The 20,067-nt window shown below is 69.6% G+C and carries 19 protein-coding genes; 14 read left to right on the top strand and 5 right to left on the bottom strand.

Annotated features, from left to right (window positions below; genetic code table 11):
- Nucleotide 1 precedes the first annotated feature (1 nt).
- A complete protein-coding gene (locus F9C12_RS23415) occupies nucleotides 2-739 on the bottom strand; it encodes a FadR/GntR family transcriptional regulator (protein ID WP_409461862.1) in 738 nt (245 codons plus the stop codon).
- 74 nt (nucleotides 740-813) lie between these two features.
- Between F9C12_RS23415 and F9C12_RS23410 the strand changes: the two genes are divergently transcribed.
- The 8 genes from F9C12_RS23410 (at nucleotide 814) to F9C12_RS23375 (ending at nucleotide 9,202) form a co-directional block, all read left to right on the top strand.
- Nucleotides 814-2,304, top strand: coding sequence for an ABC transporter substrate-binding protein (locus F9C12_RS23410; protein WP_409461861.1), 1,491 nt, complete (start codon nucleotides 814-816; stop codon nucleotides 2,302-2,304).
- Between the two features lie 70 nt (nucleotides 2,305-2,374).
- A complete protein-coding gene (locus F9C12_RS23405) occupies nucleotides 2,375-3,319 on the top strand; it encodes an ABC transporter permease (RefSeq protein WP_409183999.1) in 945 nt (314 codons plus the stop codon).
- On the top strand, nucleotides 3,319-4,134 hold the full coding sequence (locus tag F9C12_RS23400; RefSeq protein WP_409461860.1) for an ABC transporter permease: 816 nt from the start codon (nucleotides 3,319-3,321) through the stop codon (nucleotides 4,132-4,134). The genes F9C12_RS23405 and F9C12_RS23400 overlap by 1 nt, the downstream gene beginning before the upstream one ends.
- Complete coding sequence (locus F9C12_RS23395) at nucleotides 4,131-4,865, top strand: ATP-binding cassette domain-containing protein (RefSeq protein ID WP_409461859.1); 735 nt, start codon at nucleotides 4,131-4,133, stop codon at nucleotides 4,863-4,865. The genes F9C12_RS23400 and F9C12_RS23395 overlap by 4 nt, the downstream gene beginning before the upstream one ends.
- The gene (locus tag F9C12_RS23390) at nucleotides 4,862-5,629 is read left to right on the top strand and encodes an ATP-binding cassette domain-containing protein (protein WP_409461858.1); all 768 of its coding nucleotides are present in this window, start codon (nucleotides 4,862-4,864) and stop codon (nucleotides 5,627-5,629) included. The genes F9C12_RS23395 and F9C12_RS23390 overlap by 4 nt, the downstream gene beginning before the upstream one ends.
- A complete protein-coding gene (locus F9C12_RS23385) occupies nucleotides 5,622-7,046 on the top strand; it encodes an aldehyde dehydrogenase family protein (RefSeq protein ID WP_409461857.1) in 1,425 nt (474 codons plus the stop codon). Before F9C12_RS23390 ends, F9C12_RS23385 begins: the two co-directional genes overlap by 8 nt.
- Entirely contained in the window at nucleotides 7,043-7,801 is a 759-nt protein-coding gene (locus tag F9C12_RS23380; RefSeq protein WP_409461856.1) for an SDR family NAD(P)-dependent oxidoreductase, read from the top strand. Before F9C12_RS23385 ends, F9C12_RS23380 begins: the two co-directional genes overlap by 4 nt.
- A 15-nt stretch (nucleotides 7,802-7,816) precedes the next feature.
- Nucleotides 7,817-9,202, top strand: a complete 1,386-nt coding sequence (locus F9C12_RS23375) for an amidase (protein WP_409461855.1) — start codon at nucleotides 7,817-7,819, stop codon at nucleotides 9,200-9,202.
- A 7-nt stretch (nucleotides 9,203-9,209) separates the two neighbouring features.
- Here F9C12_RS23375 and F9C12_RS23370 read toward each other — a convergent pair whose 3' ends face one another.
- Nucleotides 9,210-9,959 (bottom strand): IclR family transcriptional regulator, encoded by a 750-nt coding sequence (locus F9C12_RS23370; RefSeq protein WP_409461854.1) that lies wholly within the window; start codon nucleotides 9,957-9,959, stop codon nucleotides 9,210-9,212.
- Nucleotides 9,960-10,045: 86 nt separating this feature from the next.
- Here F9C12_RS23370 and F9C12_RS23365 point away from each other — a divergent pair, with 86 nt between their 5' ends.
- Entirely contained in the window at nucleotides 10,046-11,368 is a 1,323-nt protein-coding gene (locus tag F9C12_RS23365; protein WP_409461853.1) for an MFS transporter, read from the top strand.
- A gap of 13 nt (nucleotides 11,369-11,381) precedes the next feature.
- Nucleotides 11,382-12,779 (top strand): acyl-CoA synthetase, encoded by a 1,398-nt coding sequence (locus F9C12_RS23360; RefSeq protein ID WP_409461852.1) that lies wholly within the window; start codon nucleotides 11,382-11,384, stop codon nucleotides 12,777-12,779.
- A 41-nt stretch (nucleotides 12,780-12,820) separates the two neighbouring features.
- On the opposite strand, the gene F9C12_RS23355 is transcribed toward F9C12_RS23360, so the two are convergent.
- Both F9C12_RS23355 and F9C12_RS23350 read right to left on the bottom strand, forming a co-directional pair.
- Entirely contained in the window at nucleotides 12,821-13,681 is an 861-nt protein-coding gene (locus tag F9C12_RS23355) for an HpcH/HpaI aldolase/citrate lyase family protein (protein WP_409183989.1), read from the bottom strand.
- A complete protein-coding gene (locus tag F9C12_RS23350) occupies nucleotides 13,678-14,748 on the bottom strand; it encodes an HpcH/HpaI aldolase/citrate lyase family protein (RefSeq protein ID WP_067578441.1) in 1,071 nt (356 codons plus the stop codon). Before F9C12_RS23350 ends, F9C12_RS23355 begins: the two co-directional genes overlap by 4 nt.
- Nucleotides 14,749-15,167: 419 nt before the next feature.
- On the opposite strand from F9C12_RS23350, the gene F9C12_RS23345 reads away from it, so the two are divergent.
- The 3 genes from F9C12_RS23345 to F9C12_RS23335 are packed head-to-tail and all read left to right on the top strand — an operon-like array spanning nucleotide 15,168 to nucleotide 17,466.
- Nucleotides 15,168-15,830, top strand: a complete 663-nt coding sequence (locus tag F9C12_RS23345) for a hypothetical protein (protein ID WP_409461851.1) — start codon at nucleotides 15,168-15,170, stop codon at nucleotides 15,828-15,830.
- Nucleotides 15,831-15,871: 41 nt separating this feature from the next.
- On the top strand, nucleotides 15,872-16,522 hold the full coding sequence (locus tag F9C12_RS23340; protein WP_409461850.1) for an SDR family oxidoreductase: 651 nt from the start codon (nucleotides 15,872-15,874) through the stop codon (nucleotides 16,520-16,522).
- Entirely contained in the window at nucleotides 16,522-17,466 is a 945-nt protein-coding gene (locus tag F9C12_RS23335) for a ribose-phosphate diphosphokinase (protein WP_409183987.1), read from the top strand. The genes F9C12_RS23340 and F9C12_RS23335 overlap by 1 nt, the downstream gene beginning before the upstream one ends.
- Here F9C12_RS23335 and F9C12_RS23330 read toward each other — a convergent pair whose 3' ends face one another.
- On the bottom strand, nucleotides 17,467-18,768 hold the full coding sequence (locus F9C12_RS23330) for a D-arabinono-1,4-lactone oxidase (protein ID WP_409461849.1): 1,302 nt from the start codon (nucleotides 18,766-18,768) through the stop codon (nucleotides 17,467-17,469).
- A gap of 101 nt (nucleotides 18,769-18,869) precedes the next feature.
- On the opposite strand from F9C12_RS23330, the gene F9C12_RS23325 reads away from it, so the two are divergent.
- Nucleotides 18,870-20,057 carry an amino acid deaminase/aldolase gene (locus tag F9C12_RS23325; protein ID WP_409461848.1) on the top strand — a complete coding sequence of 396 codons (1,188 nt, stop codon included), beginning with the start codon at nucleotides 18,870-18,872 and terminating at the stop codon, nucleotides 20,055-20,057.
- The last annotated feature ends 10 nt before the right edge of the window (nucleotides 20,058-20,067 follow it).

Raw genomic sequence — 20,067 nt, 5'->3', positions numbered from 1 at the left:
CTCAGGTCAGCAGCGGAGTGAGCAGCGTGCGCTGGTCCTTCGGCACGTATTCCGCGTAATTGTCATACAGCGCTTGCCGCGCCAGCCGCGCCGCCGACTTCCCGTCGGCGGCGCGGATCGCGTTCAGGACCTCTTCGTGGTGCCGCAGCCACGAGCGCATCAGCGTGCCGCGGTCGTTGGCGTGGCTGAGTTTGTCCTCGATCAATTCCAGCACCACCCCGCGGACCACTTCTCCGCTCACGACCAACAGCGGATTCCGTGATACGCGGGCAATTACGTCATGGAATGCGACGTCCGCACGGCTGAATTCGGCGTATCCGTCCGCCGTCGCCATTCCTTCCAACGCGCCGTCGAGCGCGGTCAAATCCTCGGCGGTGCGCAGTTCCGCGGCCAGCAGGTGCGACGAACCGTCCAGCACCATCCGGAATTGCAGCAATTCCGCGAGCCCGACGTGTTCCGCCCGGGCCAGCCGGTGCATCGACCGATGCAAGGCCGCCGGAGACGCGGCGAGCACCTCGGGTCCGCGCGGATCGCCCGGGCGCGAGCGGATCAGCTCGGCGGCCTGCAGCACCCGCAGCGCCTCGCGCACGGTCGACCGGCCGACGCCGAACTGCGTCATCAGCTCCCGTTCCCCGGGCAGCCGCTCGCCGGGTTTGAGGCGGCCGCTGACCACGGCCTCCTCGATCTGCTCGACGATCCGCTCGTAGGCGCGGACCGGAGCCACCGGTTCGAACTTCATCTTGACCTCGGTGTCTGCCGGATGCGAACCTGCCTAGGTTACTGGTCAGACCAGTGTACTGAGCAGGAGGCGGAATGAAAGCCCGGAGCACTGCCGCGGCACTCGCGCTGCTGCTCGTGACGTCCGGCTGCTCGGCAGGCTCCAGCGCGAGTGTTTCCCCAGGTCCGGACACGCTTTCCGTCGGCTACTCGGCGGAGCCGGCGAACTTCGACTTCACCCGTTCCGACGGCGTGGCCATTCCGCAGGCGCTGCTCTACAACGTCTACGAGGGTCTGGTGAAGCTCGATCCGCAGGGCCGGATCGTGCCGCTGCTCGCGGAGTCCTGGACGATCAGCCCGGACCGCAAGACCTACGACTTCCAGCTGCGGCCGGGCGTCAAGTTCAGCAACGGAGCGTCGTTCACCGCCTCCGACGTCCAGTTCTCGCTGATGCGCGTGAAGACCGACTGGACGATCTCGCTCAAGTCGGCGATGGACGTCGTGGACCATGTCGAGGTCGTCGCGCCGGATCACGCTCGCGTCGTGCTGTCGAAGCCCAGCAACGGCTGGCTGTTCAGCCTCACCAGCCGGCTCGGCGCGATGTTCAGCCCGACCGGTGTCGCGGATCTGGCGAACCATCCGGTCGGCACCGGACCGTACGAGGTCGCGTCACGGCGGAGGGGCGATTCCATTGTGCTGCGGCAGAATCCGCAGTATTGGGGACGGAAACCGGCGTATCGCACGGTCGTGCTGAAGTATTTCGCCGATCCGACCTCGCTCAACAACGCCTTGCTGTCCAACGGAATCGACGTGATCTCCACTCTCACATCGGCCGATTCGATCCCGCAGTTCCAGGGCGACGACCGGTTCACCGTGCAGCAGGGCACCACGAACAGCGAGGTCACGCTGGCCTTCAACGGCCGCCGCGCGCCGCTGAACGACGTGCGCGTCCGCCGCGCGCTCACTTACGCCATCGACCGGAAAGCCGTGCTGGACCTGGTTTTCAGCGGTCGCGGCACGCTCATCGGCAGCATGGTCCCGCCGACTGACCCGTGGTACGAGGACTTGTCGAAGGTCTATTCCTACGACCCGGCGAAGGCGAAGCAGCTGCTCGCCGAAGCGGGCGTGCACGATCTCAAGCTGCGGCTGCGGATTCCGAACCTGCCGTACGCGGTGTCGGCGGCGCAGGTGGTGCAATCGCAGCTGGCGGACGTCGGGGTCACCGCGACGATCGAACCGCTCGACTTCCCGGCGGTGTGGCTCAAGCAGGTCTTCACCGACCACGACTACGACCTGTCGATCATCCAGCACGTCGAAGCCCGCGACATCTCGTCGTTCGGAAAACCGAAGTACTACTGGGGTTACGACAACAAGCGCGTGCAGCAGCTGCTCGCCGCGGCGGACAGCGGCACCCCGCAGGAGCAGGTGAGCGACATGAAGGAGGTCGCGCGGCAGCTGAACGCCGACGCGGCCGCGGACTGGCTGTTCCTGTTCCCGAACGTCGTGGTCGCCAAGAAGAAGGTGACCGGGCTCGCGCGCAACCAGGTCAGCGAATCCTTCGACCTGACTGGATTGAGGCGCGCATGAGCACATCATCGCGACAGCTTGCTCATGTCGCCGATTGGGTGCGGGTATCCCGCAAGACACTGAGGCCGGCATGACCGCGCGCGTGCTGCGGCGGGTGGCCGTGTTCGCGGTGAGCCTGTTCGTGGCGTCCATCGTGGTGTTCCTGTTCATGGCGGTGCTGCCGGGCGATCCGGCGCAGGTCGCGCTGGGCGTGAACGCGACGCCGGAGCTGCTCGCGAAGACCCGCGCCGAATTCGGCATCGACCGGCCGCTGGTCGAGCAGTATCTGAGCTGGATGGGCGGGGTCCTGCACGGCGATTTCGGCCGGTCGTATGTCACGCGCGAGGCGATCAGCCCGCAGCTGGTGGACCGGCTCGGCGTCACGTTGTGGCTGGTCGGCGCGGGAATGCTCGTCGCGCTGGTGATCGCCCTTCCGGCGGGCGCGTTCGCCGCGGTGCGGCACCGGAAGGCCAGCGGCGTCGCGGTTTCCGGGTTGTCGCAGGTCGGCGTGGCGATCCCGGCGTTCCTCGCGGGCATCGTCCTGGTGCAGATTTTCTCCGTCCAGCTGCGCTGGCTGCCGAGCGGCGGATGGACGCCGCCGAACCAGGACGCGGGCGAGTTCCTGCGCGGACTGATCCTCCCGGCGTTGTCGCTCGGCCTGGTGCAGGGCGCGGTGCTCACCCGGTACGTCCGCTCGGCGGTGCTCGACACGCTCGGCCAGGACTACCTGCGCACTGCCCGTTCCAAGGGTCTTTTGCCTGGTCAAGCCCTGTTCCGGCACGGGTTGCGCAACGCGTCCGTCCCGGTGGTCACCGTGCTCGGCCTGCAGCTGACGACGCTGCTGATCGGCGCGGTCGTGGTGGAGCGGGTGTTCGTGCTGCCCGGCCTCGGCAGCATGCTGCTGGACGCGGTCGCGAGGCGCGATCTGCTGACCGTGCAAGGGATCGTGCTGGTGCTGGTGGCCGGGGTGCTGCTGGTGAACTTCGTGGTCGACGTGCTGTATTCGGTGCTCGACCCGAGACTGCGGGGGTCCTGATGCGCCGCAACGGAAATCTCCTGCTCGGCGGGATCCTGGTCGCGCTCGTCGTGCTGGCCGCGCTGGTGTCGTTCGTCTGGACGCCATACGACCCGGTGCAGGTCAACGCGGCGGACCGGCTGCTCGGCTTCTCCGCGGACCACCTGTTCGGGACGGACAAATTCGGCCGCGACGTCTTCAGCCAGCTCCTTGTCGGCGCGCGGACCACGCTGTACGTCGGCGTGGTCGCGGTCGGCATCGCGGCGGTGCTCGGCACTCCGCTGGGCGTGCTGGCCGCGATGGCCCCGCGGTGGCTCGGCGAGTTCGTGATGCGGGTGAACGACCTGGTGCTCGCGTTTCCCGCGCTGCTGCTGGCGATCATGTTCGGCGCGGTCTTCGGCGCGGACACGCTCACCGCGATGGCCGCCATCGGCATCGCGACCATCCCGTCGTTCGCCCGGATCGCGCGCTCGGGTTCGTTGCAGGTGATGAGCAGCGAATACGTGCTCGCGGCGCGGGCAGGCGGCCGGTCGCGGTCGCGGATCGCCTGGTCGCACGTGCTGCCGAACATCGGCGGGCTGCTGATCGTGCAGGCTTCGGTGTCGTTCGCGATCGCGGTGCTGGCCGAGGCGGCGTTGTCGTTCCTCGGCTTCGGCACGCGGCCGCCGACGCCGTCGTGGGGGCGGATGCTGCAGGAATCGCAGGAACTGCTCACCGCGCATCCGCGGCTGGCGCTCGTGCCCGGCGTCGCGATCGCGGTGGCGGTGCTCGGCTTCAATCTTCTCGGCGACGGTCTGCGCGACCGTCTCGACCCCCGATTGGCGGCCCGAGTATGACGCTGACGGTGGAAAACCTGCGGGTCGCGGACCTGGTGCGGGGGATTTCGTTCGAGCTGGGCGCGGGCGAGCGGGTCGGGCTGATCGGCGAATCCGGGTCCGGGAAATCGCTCACCGCGCTGTCCGTGCTGGGCCTGCTTCCGGAGGGGCTGTCGGCCACCGGTTCGGTGCGGCTCGACGGCCGGGAGCTGCTCGGCGCGCCGGAAAAGGAGCTGTCCCGGTTGCGCGGCAACGGGATGGCGATGGTGTTCCAGGAGCCGATGACGGCGCTGAACCCGGCGATGCGGATCGGACGGCAGGTCACCGAGCCGTTCCGGGTGCACGGCCGGCGCGGGCGGCCGGCGGAGGAACTGCTGGCCGCGGTCGGGTTGCCAGGGGTCGCGCGGGCGTATCCGCACCAGCTGTCCGGCGGGCAGCGGCAGCGGGTGGTGCTGGCGATCGCGCTGGCCAACGACCCGGCGCTGCTGATTTGCGACGAGCCGACCACCGCGCTGGACGTCACCGTGCAGGCGCAGATCCTCGGCCTGATTCGCGAGCGATTGTCGGCGGAGAGTTCGCTGCTGTTCATCACGCACGACCTAGCGGTGGTGGCGCAGATGTGCGACCGGGTGCTGGTGATGCTCGACGGGTCCATTGTGGAGCATGGCTCGACGCGGGAGGTGCTGACCGCTCCGAAGCACGCGTACACGCAGCGGTTGCTGGCGGCGTCCGATCTGGAGGGCGCGCGATGATTTCCGTACGGGACTTGGAGCGGCGGTACGCGCGGCGGGACGTGCACGCGTTGCGCGGCGTAAGTTTCGACGTTTCCGCTGGTGAACGGTTCGGGATCGTCGGCGAGTCCGGCTCCGGGAAGTCCACGTTGGTCCGTCTCCTCGCCGCGCTGGACCGGCCGACCGCGGGCACGGTCTCGTTCCAGGGCAAGCGGATCGACTCGCTGCCGGAGCGGAAGCTGCGGTTCCTCCGGCGGGAAATGCAGATCGTTTTCCAGGACCCGATGGGCTCGCTCGACCCGCGGATGCGCGTGCGGGACATCGTGTCCGAACCGCTCGGCCGCCGGTCGCCGGAGCGCGTCGCCGAGCTGCTGACCGCGGTCGGACTGCCCGAGGACGCGGCGATGCGGTACCCGCACCAGTTCTCCGGCGGGCAACGGCAGCGTATCTCGATCGCCCGCGCGCTCGCGCCGAATCCGAGCGTGCTGATCGCGGACGAACCGGTGAGCGCGCTGGACGTTTCGGTGCGCGCGCAGATCCTGGACCTGCTGGCCCGGCTGGTCGACGAGTTCTCGCTGACGCTGATTTTCGTCTCGCACGACCTCGGCGTGGTGCGGCACGTGTGCGATCGCGTCGCGGTGATGCGCCAGGGGGAGATCGTGGAAATCGGTGCGGTCGAACAGGTTTACGCGCAGCCGGAGCACGAGTACACCCGGGAACTGCTGGCCGCCGCGCCGAATCTGCGGACCGAGCTGGCGCGGTTGAAGGGAGAAACGGATGCCTGACTACCCGGACGGCCTGCCGATCGGTCCCGGCTGGGTGTCCACAGTGGATACCGCGGACGTCGTGTTTCCCTATGACGGCAGCGTGATCGGCACCGCGCCGGTCGGCACTGCTTCACTGGCTTCCCGGGCCATTGATGAAGCAGTAGCAGTGGCTCGCGACGTGGCTTCGCTGCCTTCGCGAACTCGACGGACGTTGCTGAACGACGTGGCTTCGGCGGTGCGGGAGCGGCGGGCGGAGTTGGCGCAGCTGCTTGTGCTGGAGACGGGGAAACCCCTGGTCGACTGCCAGGTGGAGGTCGCGCGGACGATCGTCACCTGGGAGGCCGCGGCTGAGGAAGTGTCGCGGCTGCACGGCGAAACCGTGCCGCTCGACCTGCTGCCCTCCGGCGACGGGCTGGTCGGGTTTTGGAAGCGCAAGCCGATCGGGGTGGTCGTCGGCATCGCCGGATTCAACTACCCGCTGCTGCTGGCGTCGCACAAGATCGCTCCGGCCATTGCCGCGGGCTGTCCAGTGGTGGTGAAGCCGGCACCGCAAACCCCGTTGGCCACGCTGTGGCTGGTGCACCTCGTCCGCTCGTGCACGGACTTGCCCGCGATGGTCCAGCTGGTCACCGGCGACGCTTCCGTCGGCTCGGCGCTGGTCACGGACCGGCGGATCGGTGCGGTGTCGTTCACTGGCTCGGCCGCCGTCGGTCACCAGATCGCCCGCGATGCCGCGCCGACGAAGACCCTGCTGGAGCTGGGCTCGAACGCCGCGCTGGTGGTCGCCGAGGACGCCGACCTCGATGCGGCTGCGGACGCCGTGCTGCGCGGCGGGTTCTACGCGTCCGGACAGGCCTGCATTTCCGTACAGCGAGTGCTGGCGGTGTCGTCCGTGGCCGCGGAGTTCACCGACAAGGTGCTCGCGCGGCTCGGTGAAGTGACCATTGGTGACCCACGTTCCCCGGAAACCCGCGTTTCAGCCCTGATCGACGAACGCTCCACCGCCCGGGTCGCCGAGTGGGTCGACAAAGCGATCGCGGCGGGTGCCCGGCTGCTGGCCGGTGGTTCGGTGCGGGACGGAGTGCTGGAGCCGACGGTGCTCGCGGACGTCCCGGACGGGGTCGAATGCTGGGACGAGGAGATCTTCGGCCCGGTCGTCTGCCTGCGCACAGTGTCCGATGTGGACGAAGCGTTCGCCGCGGTCAACGCGTCGCGGTACGGCTTGCACGCGAGCGTGTACAGCCGCTCGCTGAAGACCGCGTTCCGCGCGCTGGACGAGCTGGAGGTCGGCGGGGTAGTGGTGAACGAGGTGCCGGGTTTCCGGTCCGACACGATGCCCTACGGCGGGGTCAAGGATTCCGGGATCGGCCGCGAGGGGCCGCGATTCGCGGTGGAAGAGCTGACCGTGACCAGGATGGCGGTGCTGCGCCCGTGAACTACGCCGGACTGTTCCGAATGGACGGTCGCCGGGCCGTCGTGCTCGGCGCGGGAAGCGGGATCGGCCGGGAGGCTGCCCGTGCGTTGGCCGCGCACGGCGCGTCGGTGATCTGCGCGGACCGCGACGTCGCCGCGGCTCGGGAGACCGGCGTCGGCGAGCCGTACGAGATCGACCTGCTCGCTCCCGGTGCCATCGCCGCCGCTGCCGAGGAACTGGGACCGCTGGACGCCGTCGTGCTGACCGCGGGCACCAACGTCCGGAAACGCCTGCTGGACTACACGCGCGAAGAGTTCGACCGCGTGGTGGAGCTGAACCTAGGCGTTGCCTTCGAGGTGCTGCGCGCGTTCGGCGCACCGATGGTCGCGCAGGGCCGGGGAAGCATCATCGGCTTCTCCTCGATCCGCGGTACCACCGTCGAACCCGGCCAAGGCCCGTACGCGGCAACGAAGGGCGGCCTTGTGCAGCTTTTCCGCACTGCGGCCGCTGAGTTTGGACCGTCCGGTGTACGCGTCAACGCCATCGCCCCTGGCGTCGTAGAGACACCATTGACCGCACAGATCAAAGCGCGCCCCGACTGGTACGACGCGTACGCACAGAAGGGCGCCCTCGGCCGCTGGGCGCGCGCGGACGAACTGGCCGGCGCCGTCGTGTACCTCGCTTCGGACGCTTCGACCTTCGTCACCGGCTCCGTCCTGGCTGTCGACGGCGGCTGGACCGCGGTCGACGGCCGCTTTGACCCACCCGCTTCGTGAATCGGAGGTTCCGCGATGACCGAGTTGGCTGACCTGACCGCTAACGAGCTGGTAGCCGGGTATCGCGCACAGACGTTCTCGCCGGTCGAAGTCACCGAAGCCGTCCTCGCCCGCATCGATGCCCGCGAACCAGAACTGCGCGCGCTGTACGCCTACGACGCTGCTTCAGCGCGCGAAGCAGCGAAGGCGTCCGAAGCACGCTGGCACGCCGGCGAGCCCTCCGGTCCCATCGACGGGGTCCCTCTGACCCTGAAGGAAAACATCGCCTCCGTCGGCGTCCCCACGCCGCTAGGCACCGCCGCGACCGCATTGAAGCCCGCTTCGGCCGACGCCCCCGCCGCTGCGCGCGTACGCGAGTCAGGCGCAGTACTGCTGGCGAAGACGACCATGCCCGACTACGGCATGCTCACCTCCGGCCTCTCGAGCTTCCACGCCGCTTCGCGCAACCCGTGGGACGTCACGCGCACCCCCGGCGGCTCTAGCGCGGGAGCCGCCTCCGCAGCCGCCGCGGGTTACGGCCCCCTGCACGTAGGCACCGACATCGGCGGCTCCATCCGCCTCCCCGCCGGCTGGTGCGGTTTGGTCGGCCTGAAACCCAGCTTCGGCCGCGTACCGGTCGACCCGCCCTTCCTCGGCCGCGTCGCCGGACCCCTGACCAGGACCGTCGCCGACACCGCCCTGCTGATGAGCGTCCTGGCCCAGCCCGACTCGCGGGACCACCTGAGCCTGCCCCCCGCTTCGATCGACTGGCTTTCCCTGCGCGGTTCCCTGACCGGCCTCCGCGTGGGCCTGCACCTCGACCCCGGCGTCGGCCTCCCCGTCGCCCCGGAGGTCGCCGACGCGGTCACCGCCGCCGCAGAGTTGTTCTCTGGCGCTGGTGCGAAGGTGGAACCCGTCGCCCCGTTCCTGACCCGCGAACACCTGAACGGCCTGGACACCTTCTGGCGAGTCCGCGCCTGGTCGGACCTGGTCGCGCTGCCGGAGGAGCAACGCGCGAAAGTCCTGCCGTACATCGCGGAATGGGCCGCCGGGGGAGCGGACGCGTCCGGAGTGGACACTTACCGCGGTTTCGCCGCCATCGACGCGATCAGCGTGGCCGCCCTGCGCGCGACGGAACCGTACGACGTGGTCCTCTCGCCGACCTGCCCCGTCCTGCCGCCGCCCGCGGACTGGCCGTCTCCGACGAACGACCCGGCGCGCCCGTTCGAGCACATCGCGTTCACCGTGCCGTACAACATGTCCGGCCAGCCCGCGGTATCGCTGAACTGCGGCTACACCCCGGAGGGTTTGCCGATCGGATTGCAGATCGCGGGCCGCCGCTTCGCGGACCTGGAGGTGCTGCGGGTCGCGGCGGAATTCGAGAAGCTGCGCGGGGAACAGCGTCCTTGGCCGGTCAACTGAGCGGACCTCAGTACGACAGGAACCGCTCGATCTCCGCTTTCGCCGCGAGCGCCTTCTCGCCGTACGTCGCGTAGAGGTCGGGCGTCAACCTCGTCGTCGGCCCGGAAATGCTGAAACAACCGCAGGTTTCGCCGTCCGCCGTCTTGAGCGCGACGGCGACCGCGGCGATGCCTTCGTGGAGTTCTTCGTTGGTGACCGCGTAACCGCGTCGCCGGATCTCCGCGACTTCCCGCCGGATGACGTCGGGGTCGGTGACGGTGTGGTCATTGACCTTGTGAAGACCGTTGTGCAGGAAGGATTCGACGGCCGCGTCGTCCAGTGAAGCCAGGTACGCCTTGCCGTTCGACGCCGCGTGCAGGGGAAGCCGCGTGCCCAGCTGGAGAAACGCGCGAAGCTGATGCGGGCTGTCCAGCCGTTCGATCAGCACCATCGCGTCGTCGTCGGGGACCGTCAGGTGGATGGTCTCGCGGGTGTCGCTCTGCAGCCGGCTCAAAACCGGCAGCGCGATCTCGCGCAACCGCGGCCCGAAGCTGACCGCGCTGCCGATGCTGAACGCCTTCCCGGTGATCACCCACCGGCCTTCCCCGTTCGGCTCCGGCCGGACCCAGCCCGCGTCGGCGAGCGTTTTGAGGCAGCGCTGCACCGTGCTCTTGGGGACCTCGAGCCGGCGCGCGAGTTCGCTCAACCCGGCCGGTTGCGCCGCGGCGACCGCCTCGAACACCCGCAACGCAGTGAGCACGCTGTTCACGTTCGCCACCCCTTGACCTTCGGTGATCCCGTTCATACGCTACCGGTCCACATAGTAGTCCATCGGTCCGCATTGTGGACCACAGTGAGGTGGTCATGACAACGATCAAGGAAGCCGACGGCGAACGGCCCCGCGCCGGCCAGGCCGATCCGAGCCCGCCTGCCCGGATGAACCGCGCCCAGCGCAACGCGTTCTGGGGATCCTTCGGCGGCTGGGCGATGGACGGGTTCACGCTCGCGATGTTCGGCCTGGTGCTCGCGCCGACGCTGAGCGAACTGCTCCCGCCGTCCGGCATCGCCCCGAACGTGGCGAACATCGGTTTCTACGGCCAGCTCAGCGGCGCGCTGTTCCTCGCCGGATGGGGCTGCTCGTTCATCTGGGGCCCGATCGCGGACCGCTTCGGCAGGCGGCCGGCGATGATCGGCAGCATCCTGCTCTTCTCGGTGTTCACCGCGCTGGCCGGGTTTTCGACGAACGTCTGGGCCTGGATGGCGTTCCGGTTCCTGTGCGCGGTCGGGATCGGCGGCGAATGGGCGATGGCGGCCACGCTGGTCGCGGAAGCGGTGCCCGAGCGGCTCCGGGTCAAACTCGGCGGGGTGCTGCATTCGGCCAACTACGTCGGCCAGCTGCTGACGGCCGTGATCTACCTGGCCTTCGGCCAGCAGCTCGGCTGGCGCGGCCTGTTCCTGCTGGGCATCGTGCCCGCGCTGCTCGTGCTGTTCATCCGGCGGAACACGAAGGAGCCGGAAAAGTGGGCGGCACAGGCCGAAACCGCCCGGCGGACGTCGTTGCTCGCCCCGCTGCGCAACATCATGAGCCGCGGCTACCGGCGGCGGACCATCGGCAATCTGCTGCTGCTCGGGGCCTGCGTGATCGGCTTGTGGGCCACGGCCACCTACGTGCCGACCGCGGTGACGACGCTGGCCAAGGAGACCGGCACGAGTCACGGTCCCCAGCTCGCCAGCCTCGCGGCCGCGATTTCGGCGATCTTCACGGTCGTCGGCTGCATCGGCACGCCATGGCTCGCCGACAAGCTCGGCCGCCGGGGAGCGCTGGCGTTGTTCTTCGCGCTGATGACGGTCGGCATCGTCGGGACTTACGGCATCGCGTACCCGCTGGGGAATCTGCCGCTGCTTTTCGTGTTCCTGCCGATCCTCGGCCTCGGCGGGGCCAACTTCGCGGTGTTCACCGTGTGGCTGCCCGAGCAGTACCCGACGTTGTTCCGGGCCACCGCGTTCGCGTTCACCACCACGATCTCCCGCTGGTTCGCGGCGGTCGGCACGTTCGTGCTCGGCGTCGCGATCCGCGAACTGGGTTCGCTCGCCGTGCCGCTGGCGTCCACCGCCGCCGTGTTCGTCGTCGGCCTGCTCCTGCTCCCGCTGGTCCCCGAGACCCGCAACAAACCACTGCCCGAGTGAGGACGAAAAACCAGTGAAGGACACCAACCAGCCCCTGCTGACCGCCTTGGCGACCGGTTCCGCGGACGGCCCGTTCGTCCGGGTCGGCGATTCCTCGATGTCGCTCGGCGCACTGCGCGGGGCCGCCGCCGCGGTCGCGGACCGGATCGCCGGGGCAGGCCGGGTCGCCGTCAACGCGACCGCGAGCCTGGAAACGATCGTCGCCGTGGTGGGCTGCCTGACCGCGGGCGTGCCGGTGGTCCCGGTCCCGCCGGACTCGGGACCGGCCGAGCGACGGCACGTCCTGGCCGACTCCGGCGTCCAGCTCTGGCTGGGCGACGCGCCGGGCGACGTCGAACTCCCGGTCGTGCCGATCGACGTCTCGGCGCGCTCCACGACGAGCTATCCGGAACCTGCCGCCGAAAGCCCGGCATTGATCGTCTACACCTCAGGCACGACCGGAGCCCCGAAGGGAGTCGTGCTCTCGCGCTCGGCCATCGCCGCGTGCCTGGACGCGCTGAGCGACATGTGGGGCTGGACCGCCGAAGACACCTTGGTGCACGGGCTTCCGCTGTTCCATGTCCACGGCCTGGTGCTGGGCGTCCTCGGTGCGTTGCGCGTCGGTTCGCCGCTGACGCACACCGTGCGGCCGAAACCCGCGGCTTACGCGGAAGCGCGGGGTTCGCTGTATTTCGGAGTCCCGACCGTGTGGTCCCGGGTGTGCGCGGAGCCGTCCACCGCGCGGGCGCTGAGGTCCGCCCGATTGCTCGTGTCGGGAAGCGCGCCGCTGCCCAAGCCGGTCTTCGAAAAACTGGCGGGACTCACCGGGTCCGCGCCGATCGAACGCTACGGGATGAGCGAAACGTTGATCACCCTCAGCACCCGGCACGACGGCGAGCGGCGGCCGGGCTGGGTCGGCCTGCCGCTGCCCGCCGTTCGAACCCGGCTGCGCGACGATCGCGGGGAACCGGTTCGCCGCGACGGGCAGAGCCTCGGGCAGCTGCAGGTGTCCGGCCCGACGCTTTTCGACGGATATCTGGGATTGCCGGGCAAAACCGCGGAGTCGTTCACCGAGGACGGCTGGTTCCGGACCGGCGACATCGCCGTCGTCGACTCCGGCGGGTTTCACCGGATCGTGGGGCGCGAGTCGGTCGACCTCATCAAATCGGGTGGTTACCGCATCGGCGCCGGGGAGGTGGAACACGCGTTGCTGGCCCACCCCGGTGTGCGCGAAGCGGCAGTGGTCGGGGTTCCGGACGACGACCTCGGGCAGCGAATCGTCGCCTACGTGGTCGGGGACGGCCTCGACGGCGCCACGGTGACGGAGTTCGTGGCCGGCACCTTGTCCGTCCACAAGCGACCGCGCGAGGTGCGGATCCTGGAAGCCCTGCCGCGCAACGCGATGGGGAAGGTGCAGAAAAACCTGCTCTGAGCAGGTTCAGGGCGAGTGCGGCGACGGGGAGTCCGTCGCCGTCACTTCGCCCCGATCGCCTCCGCCAGCGCGAGCACCCGGCGGGCGTTCTCCACGTGCAGGTTCTCGATCATCCGCCCGTCCACCGTCACCACACCGCGTCCCGCAGCCGAAGCTTCCTCGAACGCCGCGATGATCCGTTTCGACCGGTCGATCTCCTCCTCCGACGGCGCGAAGATCCGGTTGCACGGCTCCACCTGCGAAGGGTGGATCAACGTCTTCCCGTCGAACCCGTACTGCCGCCCCTGCAAGCATTCCGCCTCGAAGCCTTCAGCGTCCTTGACGTCGTTGTAGACCCCGTCCAGGATCACCTTCCCGGTCGCGCGCGCGGCCAGCAGGCACAGCGAAAGCCCGCCCAGCAACGGTCCCCGGCCCGGCACGAACTCCGCGTGCAGTTCCTTCGCCAGGTCGTTCGTGCCCATCACCAGCACGGTCAGCCGTTCCGACGCCCCCGCGATCTCTTCCGCGTGCAGCATCGCGACCGGCGTCTCCACCATCGCCCAGATCTTCGTGTGCTCCGGTGCTCCGCCGAGTTCCAGCGCGCGCTCGATGTTGTGCACTTCAGCCGCCGAGTTCACCTTCGGCACCACCACCGCGGCGGGACCGGCGGCCGCGGCGGCGCGCAGGTCTGCGTCGTGCCATTCGGTGTCCAGGCCGTTGACCCGGATCGTCACCTCGCGCGAGCCATAGGTGCCGACCGCGGCGCAGACCCGTTCCCGCGCGGCTTCCTTCGCATCGGGCGCGACGGCGTCTTCCAGATCCAGGATCAACGCGTCCGCCGGAAGCGTCTTCGCCTTCTCCAGCGCGCGTTCGTTCGCGCCGGGCATGTACAGCACGGACCGCCGCGGGCGGAGTTCGGTCATGACTGGATCTCCTTCGTCGCGGCGTCGTACGCGGCGGCCAGTTCGGGGTCGGTCGCGGCCAGTTCGTCCGCCAGTTCCACGACCACCCGGCACTGCTTGACCGAGGCGTCGTCCTGCATTTTGCCGTCGATCATCACCGCGCCGGTGCCGTCGCCCATCTCGGCGATCACGCGGCGGGCCCAGGCGACATCGGCGGGGGACGGGGAGAAAACCTTCTTCGCGATGTCGATCTGCACCGGGTGCAGGCTCCACGCGCCGACGCAGCCGAGCAGGAACGCGTTGCGGAACTGGTCCTCGCAGGCCACCACGTCGCGGATGTCTCCGAACGGCCCGTAGTACGGCAGGATTCCGTTCATCGCGCACGCGTCAACCATCCGCGCGACCGTGTAGTGCCACAGGTCCTGCTGATACGTCGTCCGGCCCTCGTTGAGATCTTCGCCGACCGGGTCGGTGCGCACCAGGTAACCCGGGTGCCCGCCGCCGACGCGGGTCGTCTTCATCCGGCGGCTCGCGGCCAGGTCGGCCGGGCCCAGCGAGATGCCCTGCATGCGCGGCGACGCGCCGGCGATCTCCTCGACGTTCGCCACGCCGCTCGCCGTTTCCAGGATCGCGTGCACCAGCAGCGGTTCCGTCAGTCCGGCCCGCGCTTCCAGCTGCGCCAGCAACCGGTCGACGTAGTGAATGTCCTGCGCGCCTTCGACCTTCGGAATCATGATCACGTCGAGCTTGTCGCCGATCTCGGTGACCAGCGTGATCAGGTCGTCCAGCACCCACGGCGAGTCGAGGCTGTTCACCCGCGTCCACAGCTGCGTGCGGCCGAAATCGGTCGCCTTCGCGATCGACACCAGTCCGGCGCGCGCGGCTTCCTTGCGATCGGCGCGGACCGCGTCCTCCAGGTTGCCGAGCAGCACGTCGGTCTTCTTCGCGAGGTCAGGGACCTTCGCGGCCATCTTTTCGTTGCCGGGGTCGAAAAAGTGGATCATGCGCGACGGCCGCACCGGGATCTGCCGCGGCGGTTGCGGCGCTCCGACGGCGAGCGGGGCGAAGAAGTCCTTCGGCGAGCGCATCCTGGTCCTCCCGGCGGGTACTTGACCGACGGGTAACCCTAAACCGGAGACGGGAACCCCCGCTGCGGCGAAGCTCACCCGCCATCCGGGTGAGGCCCGTGACCAGCGAAAGTCCACTGTGGAACCGCGTTGATTAGGCCAATCGGAGTAATCAACTGCGCCGCTTGCCTCGCCTCCAGCGGAGTGGCGCGCCACCCGGCGGACGCGCTCTGTGTGCACCACTCACCCCGGTCTCACTCGGTTGGCCGCACGGTCGGGCTGAAGTCGAACGACCGCCTACCGACCGGTCACCGACCGCTGAGCGCCGCCGATCGCACGCGGCCGGGCAACCCGGAGACCTCGGGACTTTGCCCTGGTACTCAGTTCATGTACCGGTTTTCGCCGGTCATGAGGAACAGGTGCTTGAAGGAGGCGGACTCGTGGCGGCTACCCCACAGAACACCGAGCGCTCGACGGTCGCCGGCGGTGCGAAGCGCAGCCGGACGACGGCGAGCCGGGTGCTGCCGCCGATCGAGCTCCCCGCGAGCGTCGACGAGCTGGCGCGCAAGGCCGCGGCCCTGCTGGGCTGGAACGGCGTGGTGCTGCCCGCGACGACTCTGCTCGGCCGCAAGGTCAGCATCGTCGCGAAGCTCAAGACCGACGTGCACGCGGAGCGGATCGCGATGGGTGTCGGTCCCGTCGCCGATCGCGCCCTCGTCGACACCTGGACCTGGCCAGAGCTGGCCGCGACCGCACCCGCGCCGGCCGCCGAGATCATCGGCGTCCTCGCGGTCGCCCGGCACTGGCGGACCGCGATGGCCTCCGCGGTGCCCTTCTCGCGCTACGGCGAGGCCGCGATGGTTCTTCCATCGCCTGCCGTGCTGACCGACGACTACGTGACGAACTGCCTGCCGCGCGCCCGCGCCTACGGCCTCGCGGTCGTCACCGCCGACCCGTACGCCACCACGGACCTCGACCTCGACACCCACCACGACCGGGTGCTGCTGCAGGAGGACCCGGTGTCGCGCTGGGTCAATGAGATGGCCTACGACCTGCTGCTGCGCGAGGACGCGGCCGCCCCGGTTCCCGCGGAGGCGGACTGAAGCACCGGCGTCGGGCCCAGCGCGGCGATAGAGTCGGGCGCATGCGAGTCGTCATCGCTGGCGGACACGGCCAGATCGCCCTGCACCTGGAAAAGCTGCTCGCGCAGCGGCACGACGCGCCGGTCGGCATCGTGCGCAACCCCGACCACGAGGCCGACCTGACCGCGGTCGGCGCCGAGACGGTCGTGCTCGACCTCGAAAAGTCCGATGTGGACGCGGTCGCCAAGGCGCTCGAAGGCGCGGACGCCGCGGTGTTCTCCGCCGGTGCCGGCCCGGGCAGCGGCGAGGGCCGCAAAGACACCGTCGACCGCGGCGCGGCCGTGCTGTTCGCCGAAGCGGCGGAGCGGGCGGGCGTCCGCCGGTTCATCCAGGTCGGCTCGATCAACGCGGACAAGGCCGACGACCCCGGCCACGAGCCGGTTTTCGCCGCCTACCTGCGGGCCAAGCGCGCCGCCGAGGAAGATCTCAAGGCCCGGGACCTCGACTGGACGATCCTGCGACCCGGCCGCCTGACCAACGATTCCGGCACCGGCCGGGTGAAAATCGCGGAGACGGTCGGGGGCGGGGCGATCCCGCGCGAGGATGTCGCCGCGGTGCTGCTGGCGCTGCTCGACACCCCGGCGACCGCCCGGCGCACGCTGGAACTGGTCTCCGGCGACGATTCCATCGCCGACGCGGTGTCCCGGATCTGATGCGCGACATCGCGGTCTTCAGCGGCAGCGCGCACCCCGAACTCGCCGAGGAAATCTGCGCGAACCTGGGCGTTCCGCTGCTTCCGGTGGAGATCGACCGGTTCGCCAACGACTGTCTCCAGGTCCAGCTCCAGGCCAACTGCCGCGAGCGGGACGTCTTCCTGATCCAGCCGCTGGTCAAACCCGTGCAGGAAAACCTGGTCGAGCTGCTGCTGATGCTCGACGCGGCCCGCGGCGCCTCGGCCGCGCGCACCACCGTGGTGATGCCGCACTATTCGTACGCCCGCTCGGACAAAAAGGACGCGCCGCGGATCTCCATCGGCGGCCGGCTCGTCGCGGACCTGATGGTCACCGCGGGCGCGAACCGCGTGCTCACCATGACGCTGCACTCGCCGCAGGTGCACGGGTTCTTCAGCGTTCCGGTCGACCATCTGCACGCGCTGCACGAGCTGGCGCGGTACTTCCGGCAGTACGACCTCTCGGAAACCACGGTCGTGTCGCCGGATTTGGGCAACGCCAAGGAAGCCGCGCATTTCGCCCGGCTGCTCGGCACGAAGGTCGCGGCGGGCGCGAAACAGCGGTTCGCCGACGACCGCGTCGAGATCACGTCGGTGATCGGCGAGATCGCCGGACGCGACATCATCGTGCTGGACGACGAGATCGCGCGCGGCAGCACGGTGCTGGAACTGCTGGACCGGCTGCGCGAGCTGGGCGCGCGGACGATCCGGGTGGCCTGCACGCACGGGTTGTTCGCCGACGGCGCGCTCAAGCGGATCGGCGGGCAGGAGGACGTGCTGGAGATCGTCTGCACGAACACCGTGCCGGTGCCGGTCGAGGAACGCACGGAGAAACTGCGGATCCTGTCCATCGCCCCGGCGCTGGCCGAGGCGATGCGGCGAATCCACAATGGAGAGTCGGTCAGCTCGCTGTTCGAGCCGAACTGATCACGCGGTCCCGAGGACCCGGTCGAGGTAGGTGTTGGCGAACGTCCCGGCCGGGTCGCATTCCTTGCGGACCCGCAGGAAATCGTCGAAGTGCGGGTAGCGGGTGCGCAGCACGGACGCGTCGAGGTCGTGCATCTTCCCCCAGTGCGGCCGTCCGCCGACCTGGCCCACGACGTTCTCGAACGCGGTGAAGTATTCGCGGTAGGGCATGCCGAGGAACTGGTGGATCGCGATGTAGGCGGAGGCGCGGCCGTTCGCGGTGGACAGCCAGATGTCGTCCGCGGCGGCCACCCGCACCTCGACCGGGAACGCCACCGGGTCTTTCAGCCGCGGCACCACCCCGCGCAGTTCGGCCAGCACGTCGAGCACCGATTCGCGCGGGACCGCGTACTCCGACTCGACGAACCGCACGCCGCGGTGGGTGACGAAAACGCGGTGCGAGAGGTCGCTGTACTCGCGCGGCGAGGACACCTGGGAGGCGAACGCGCCCAGCGGCCGCACCAGTTTCGGCACCGCGCGGCCGAGCCGGCACAGCCCGCCGAACGCGACGTTCTCGGTGAGTTCGTAGTCCACGAACTGCCGCAGGCGGGACAACGGTTTCCGCTCGGCGTCCAGCGGCAGCCGGTTGTTGCGCTTCACCAACGCCTTGCGGCCGTAGGGAAACCAGTAGAACTCGAAGTGGTCGTTGTCCGCCGCGTTCTCGTCGAATCCGTCGAGGACCTGCTCCAGCGGCTCCGGACGCTCCTGCGCGGAGAGCGCAAAGGACGGTTCGCATTGGAGCGTCACCGTGCTGATCACGCCCAGCGCGCCGAGGCCGACGCGGGCGGCGTGGAACAGCTCCGGACGCTCGTCGGCCGCGCAGCGGACCAGCGAACCGTCCGCCAGCACCAGTTCCAGCGCGACGACCTGGGTCGAGATCCCGCCGAACCGCGCACCGGTGCCGTGCGTGCCGGTGGAAATCGCGCCCGCGATGGTCTGCGCGTCGATGTCGCCGAGATTCGTCATCGCCAGCCCGAGCGCGTCCAGCGCCGCGTTGAGAGCGCGCAAAGTAGTGCCGGAACGCACCGTGACCTGCTGCTTCTCCAGATCGGCGCGTTCGATGCCGGTCCACCCGGTCAGGTCGAGCGCGTCGGAATCGGCGGCCGCGATCGCGGTGAACGAATGCCCGCTGCCCCACGCCCGGACCCGGCGCCCGGCCTCGGAAACCCCGTGCACGACCTCGGCGATCCCGGCCGCGCTGCGCGGCCGGTGCACCCGCTGCGGGGTGGCCTTGGCCGTACCGGCCCAGTTGCTCCACGTCATTGCGGCACCTGTTCTTCGCTGGAAGGGTTCCCACGATAGATGCCGAAACCGTAAGTGAATAGTATTCGCGTTTCAAGCCTTGTTGTCGTACCGTAAGTGCCGTGACCACCTCAGCGCACGGGTACGACCTCGCGACGAAGGACCTGGATCCGCCGCTCGCGATCGTCGACCTGGACGCCTTCGACGCCAACGCCGACGACCTGCTGCGCCGGGCCGCGGGCAAGCCGATCCGGGTGGTCAGCAAGTCCGTGCGCTGCCGTGCGCTGCTGGAGCGAGTGCTCGCACGCGATGGCTTCGAAGGCTTGATGTGCTACTCGCTCGCCGAGGCCGTTTGGCACGCTGAGCTGGGCACTTCCAACGACATCGTAGTCGCGTACCCGACCGCGGACCACGAAGCGCTCCGCCGCCTGGCGGCGAGCGAACGCGCTCGCGCGGCAGTCACGATCATGGTCGATTCGACCGAGCACCTCGACCTCGTCGACGCTGCGCTCGGTCACGGCCACCCGGACGTCCGCGTGTGCCTCGAACTCGACGCGTCCTGGCGTCCGCTGCCCGGCGTGCACGTCGGCACCCGGCGTTCGCCGGTGTTCAAGCCGGCGCAAGCGGTCGCGCTCGCCCGCCGGATCGTGACGCGGCCGGGCTTCCGGCTCGTCGGGATGATGGCGTACGAGGGCCAGATCGCCGGGCTCGGCGACGCCGCCGGAAAAGGCCTGCAGAACCGGGTGGTCGGCTGGATGCAACGCCGTTCCGCGGCGGAACTCGCCCGTCGCCGCGGCGCCGCGGTGCGGGCCGTGCGCGAGGTCGCTGACCTGGAGTTCGTCAACGGCGGCGGCACCGGGAGCATCGAGACCACCGGCGCGGAGGACGTGGTCACCGAGATCGCCGCCGGTTCCGGACTGCTCGCGCCGACGCTGTTCGACGGCTATTCGCACTTCCAGCCGCGCCCGGCCGCGTTGTTCGCGCTGCCGGTGGTGCGCCGTCCGGCGAAGAACGTCGCGACGCTGTACTCCGGCGGATACATCGCCTCCGGCCCGACCGGTCCGTCGCGCGAACCGTCGCCGTACCTGCCGGAAGGCTTGCGGCTGCTGGGTTTCGAAGGCGCCGGCGAGGTGCAGACGCCGGTGACCGGCGAGGCCGCGCGGACGCTCCGGCTCGGCGACCGGGTCTGGCTGCGGCACGCGAAAGCCGGGGAACTGGCCGAACGGTTCCTGGCCTACCACCTCGTCCGCGGGAGCCAGGTGGAGCGAACGGTCCCGACTTACCGCGGCGAGGGGCGGAACTTCGGCTGAGCGCGGGCCC

Origin of the sequence: Amycolatopsis sp. GA6-003, assembly GCF_046267895.1 — a bacterium.
GTDB lineage: Bacteria > Actinomycetota > Actinomycetes > Mycobacteriales > Pseudonocardiaceae > Amycolatopsis.
Note: the sequence above shows the minus strand (reverse complement) of the source record. Positions and strands in the feature narration are given on the sequence as shown.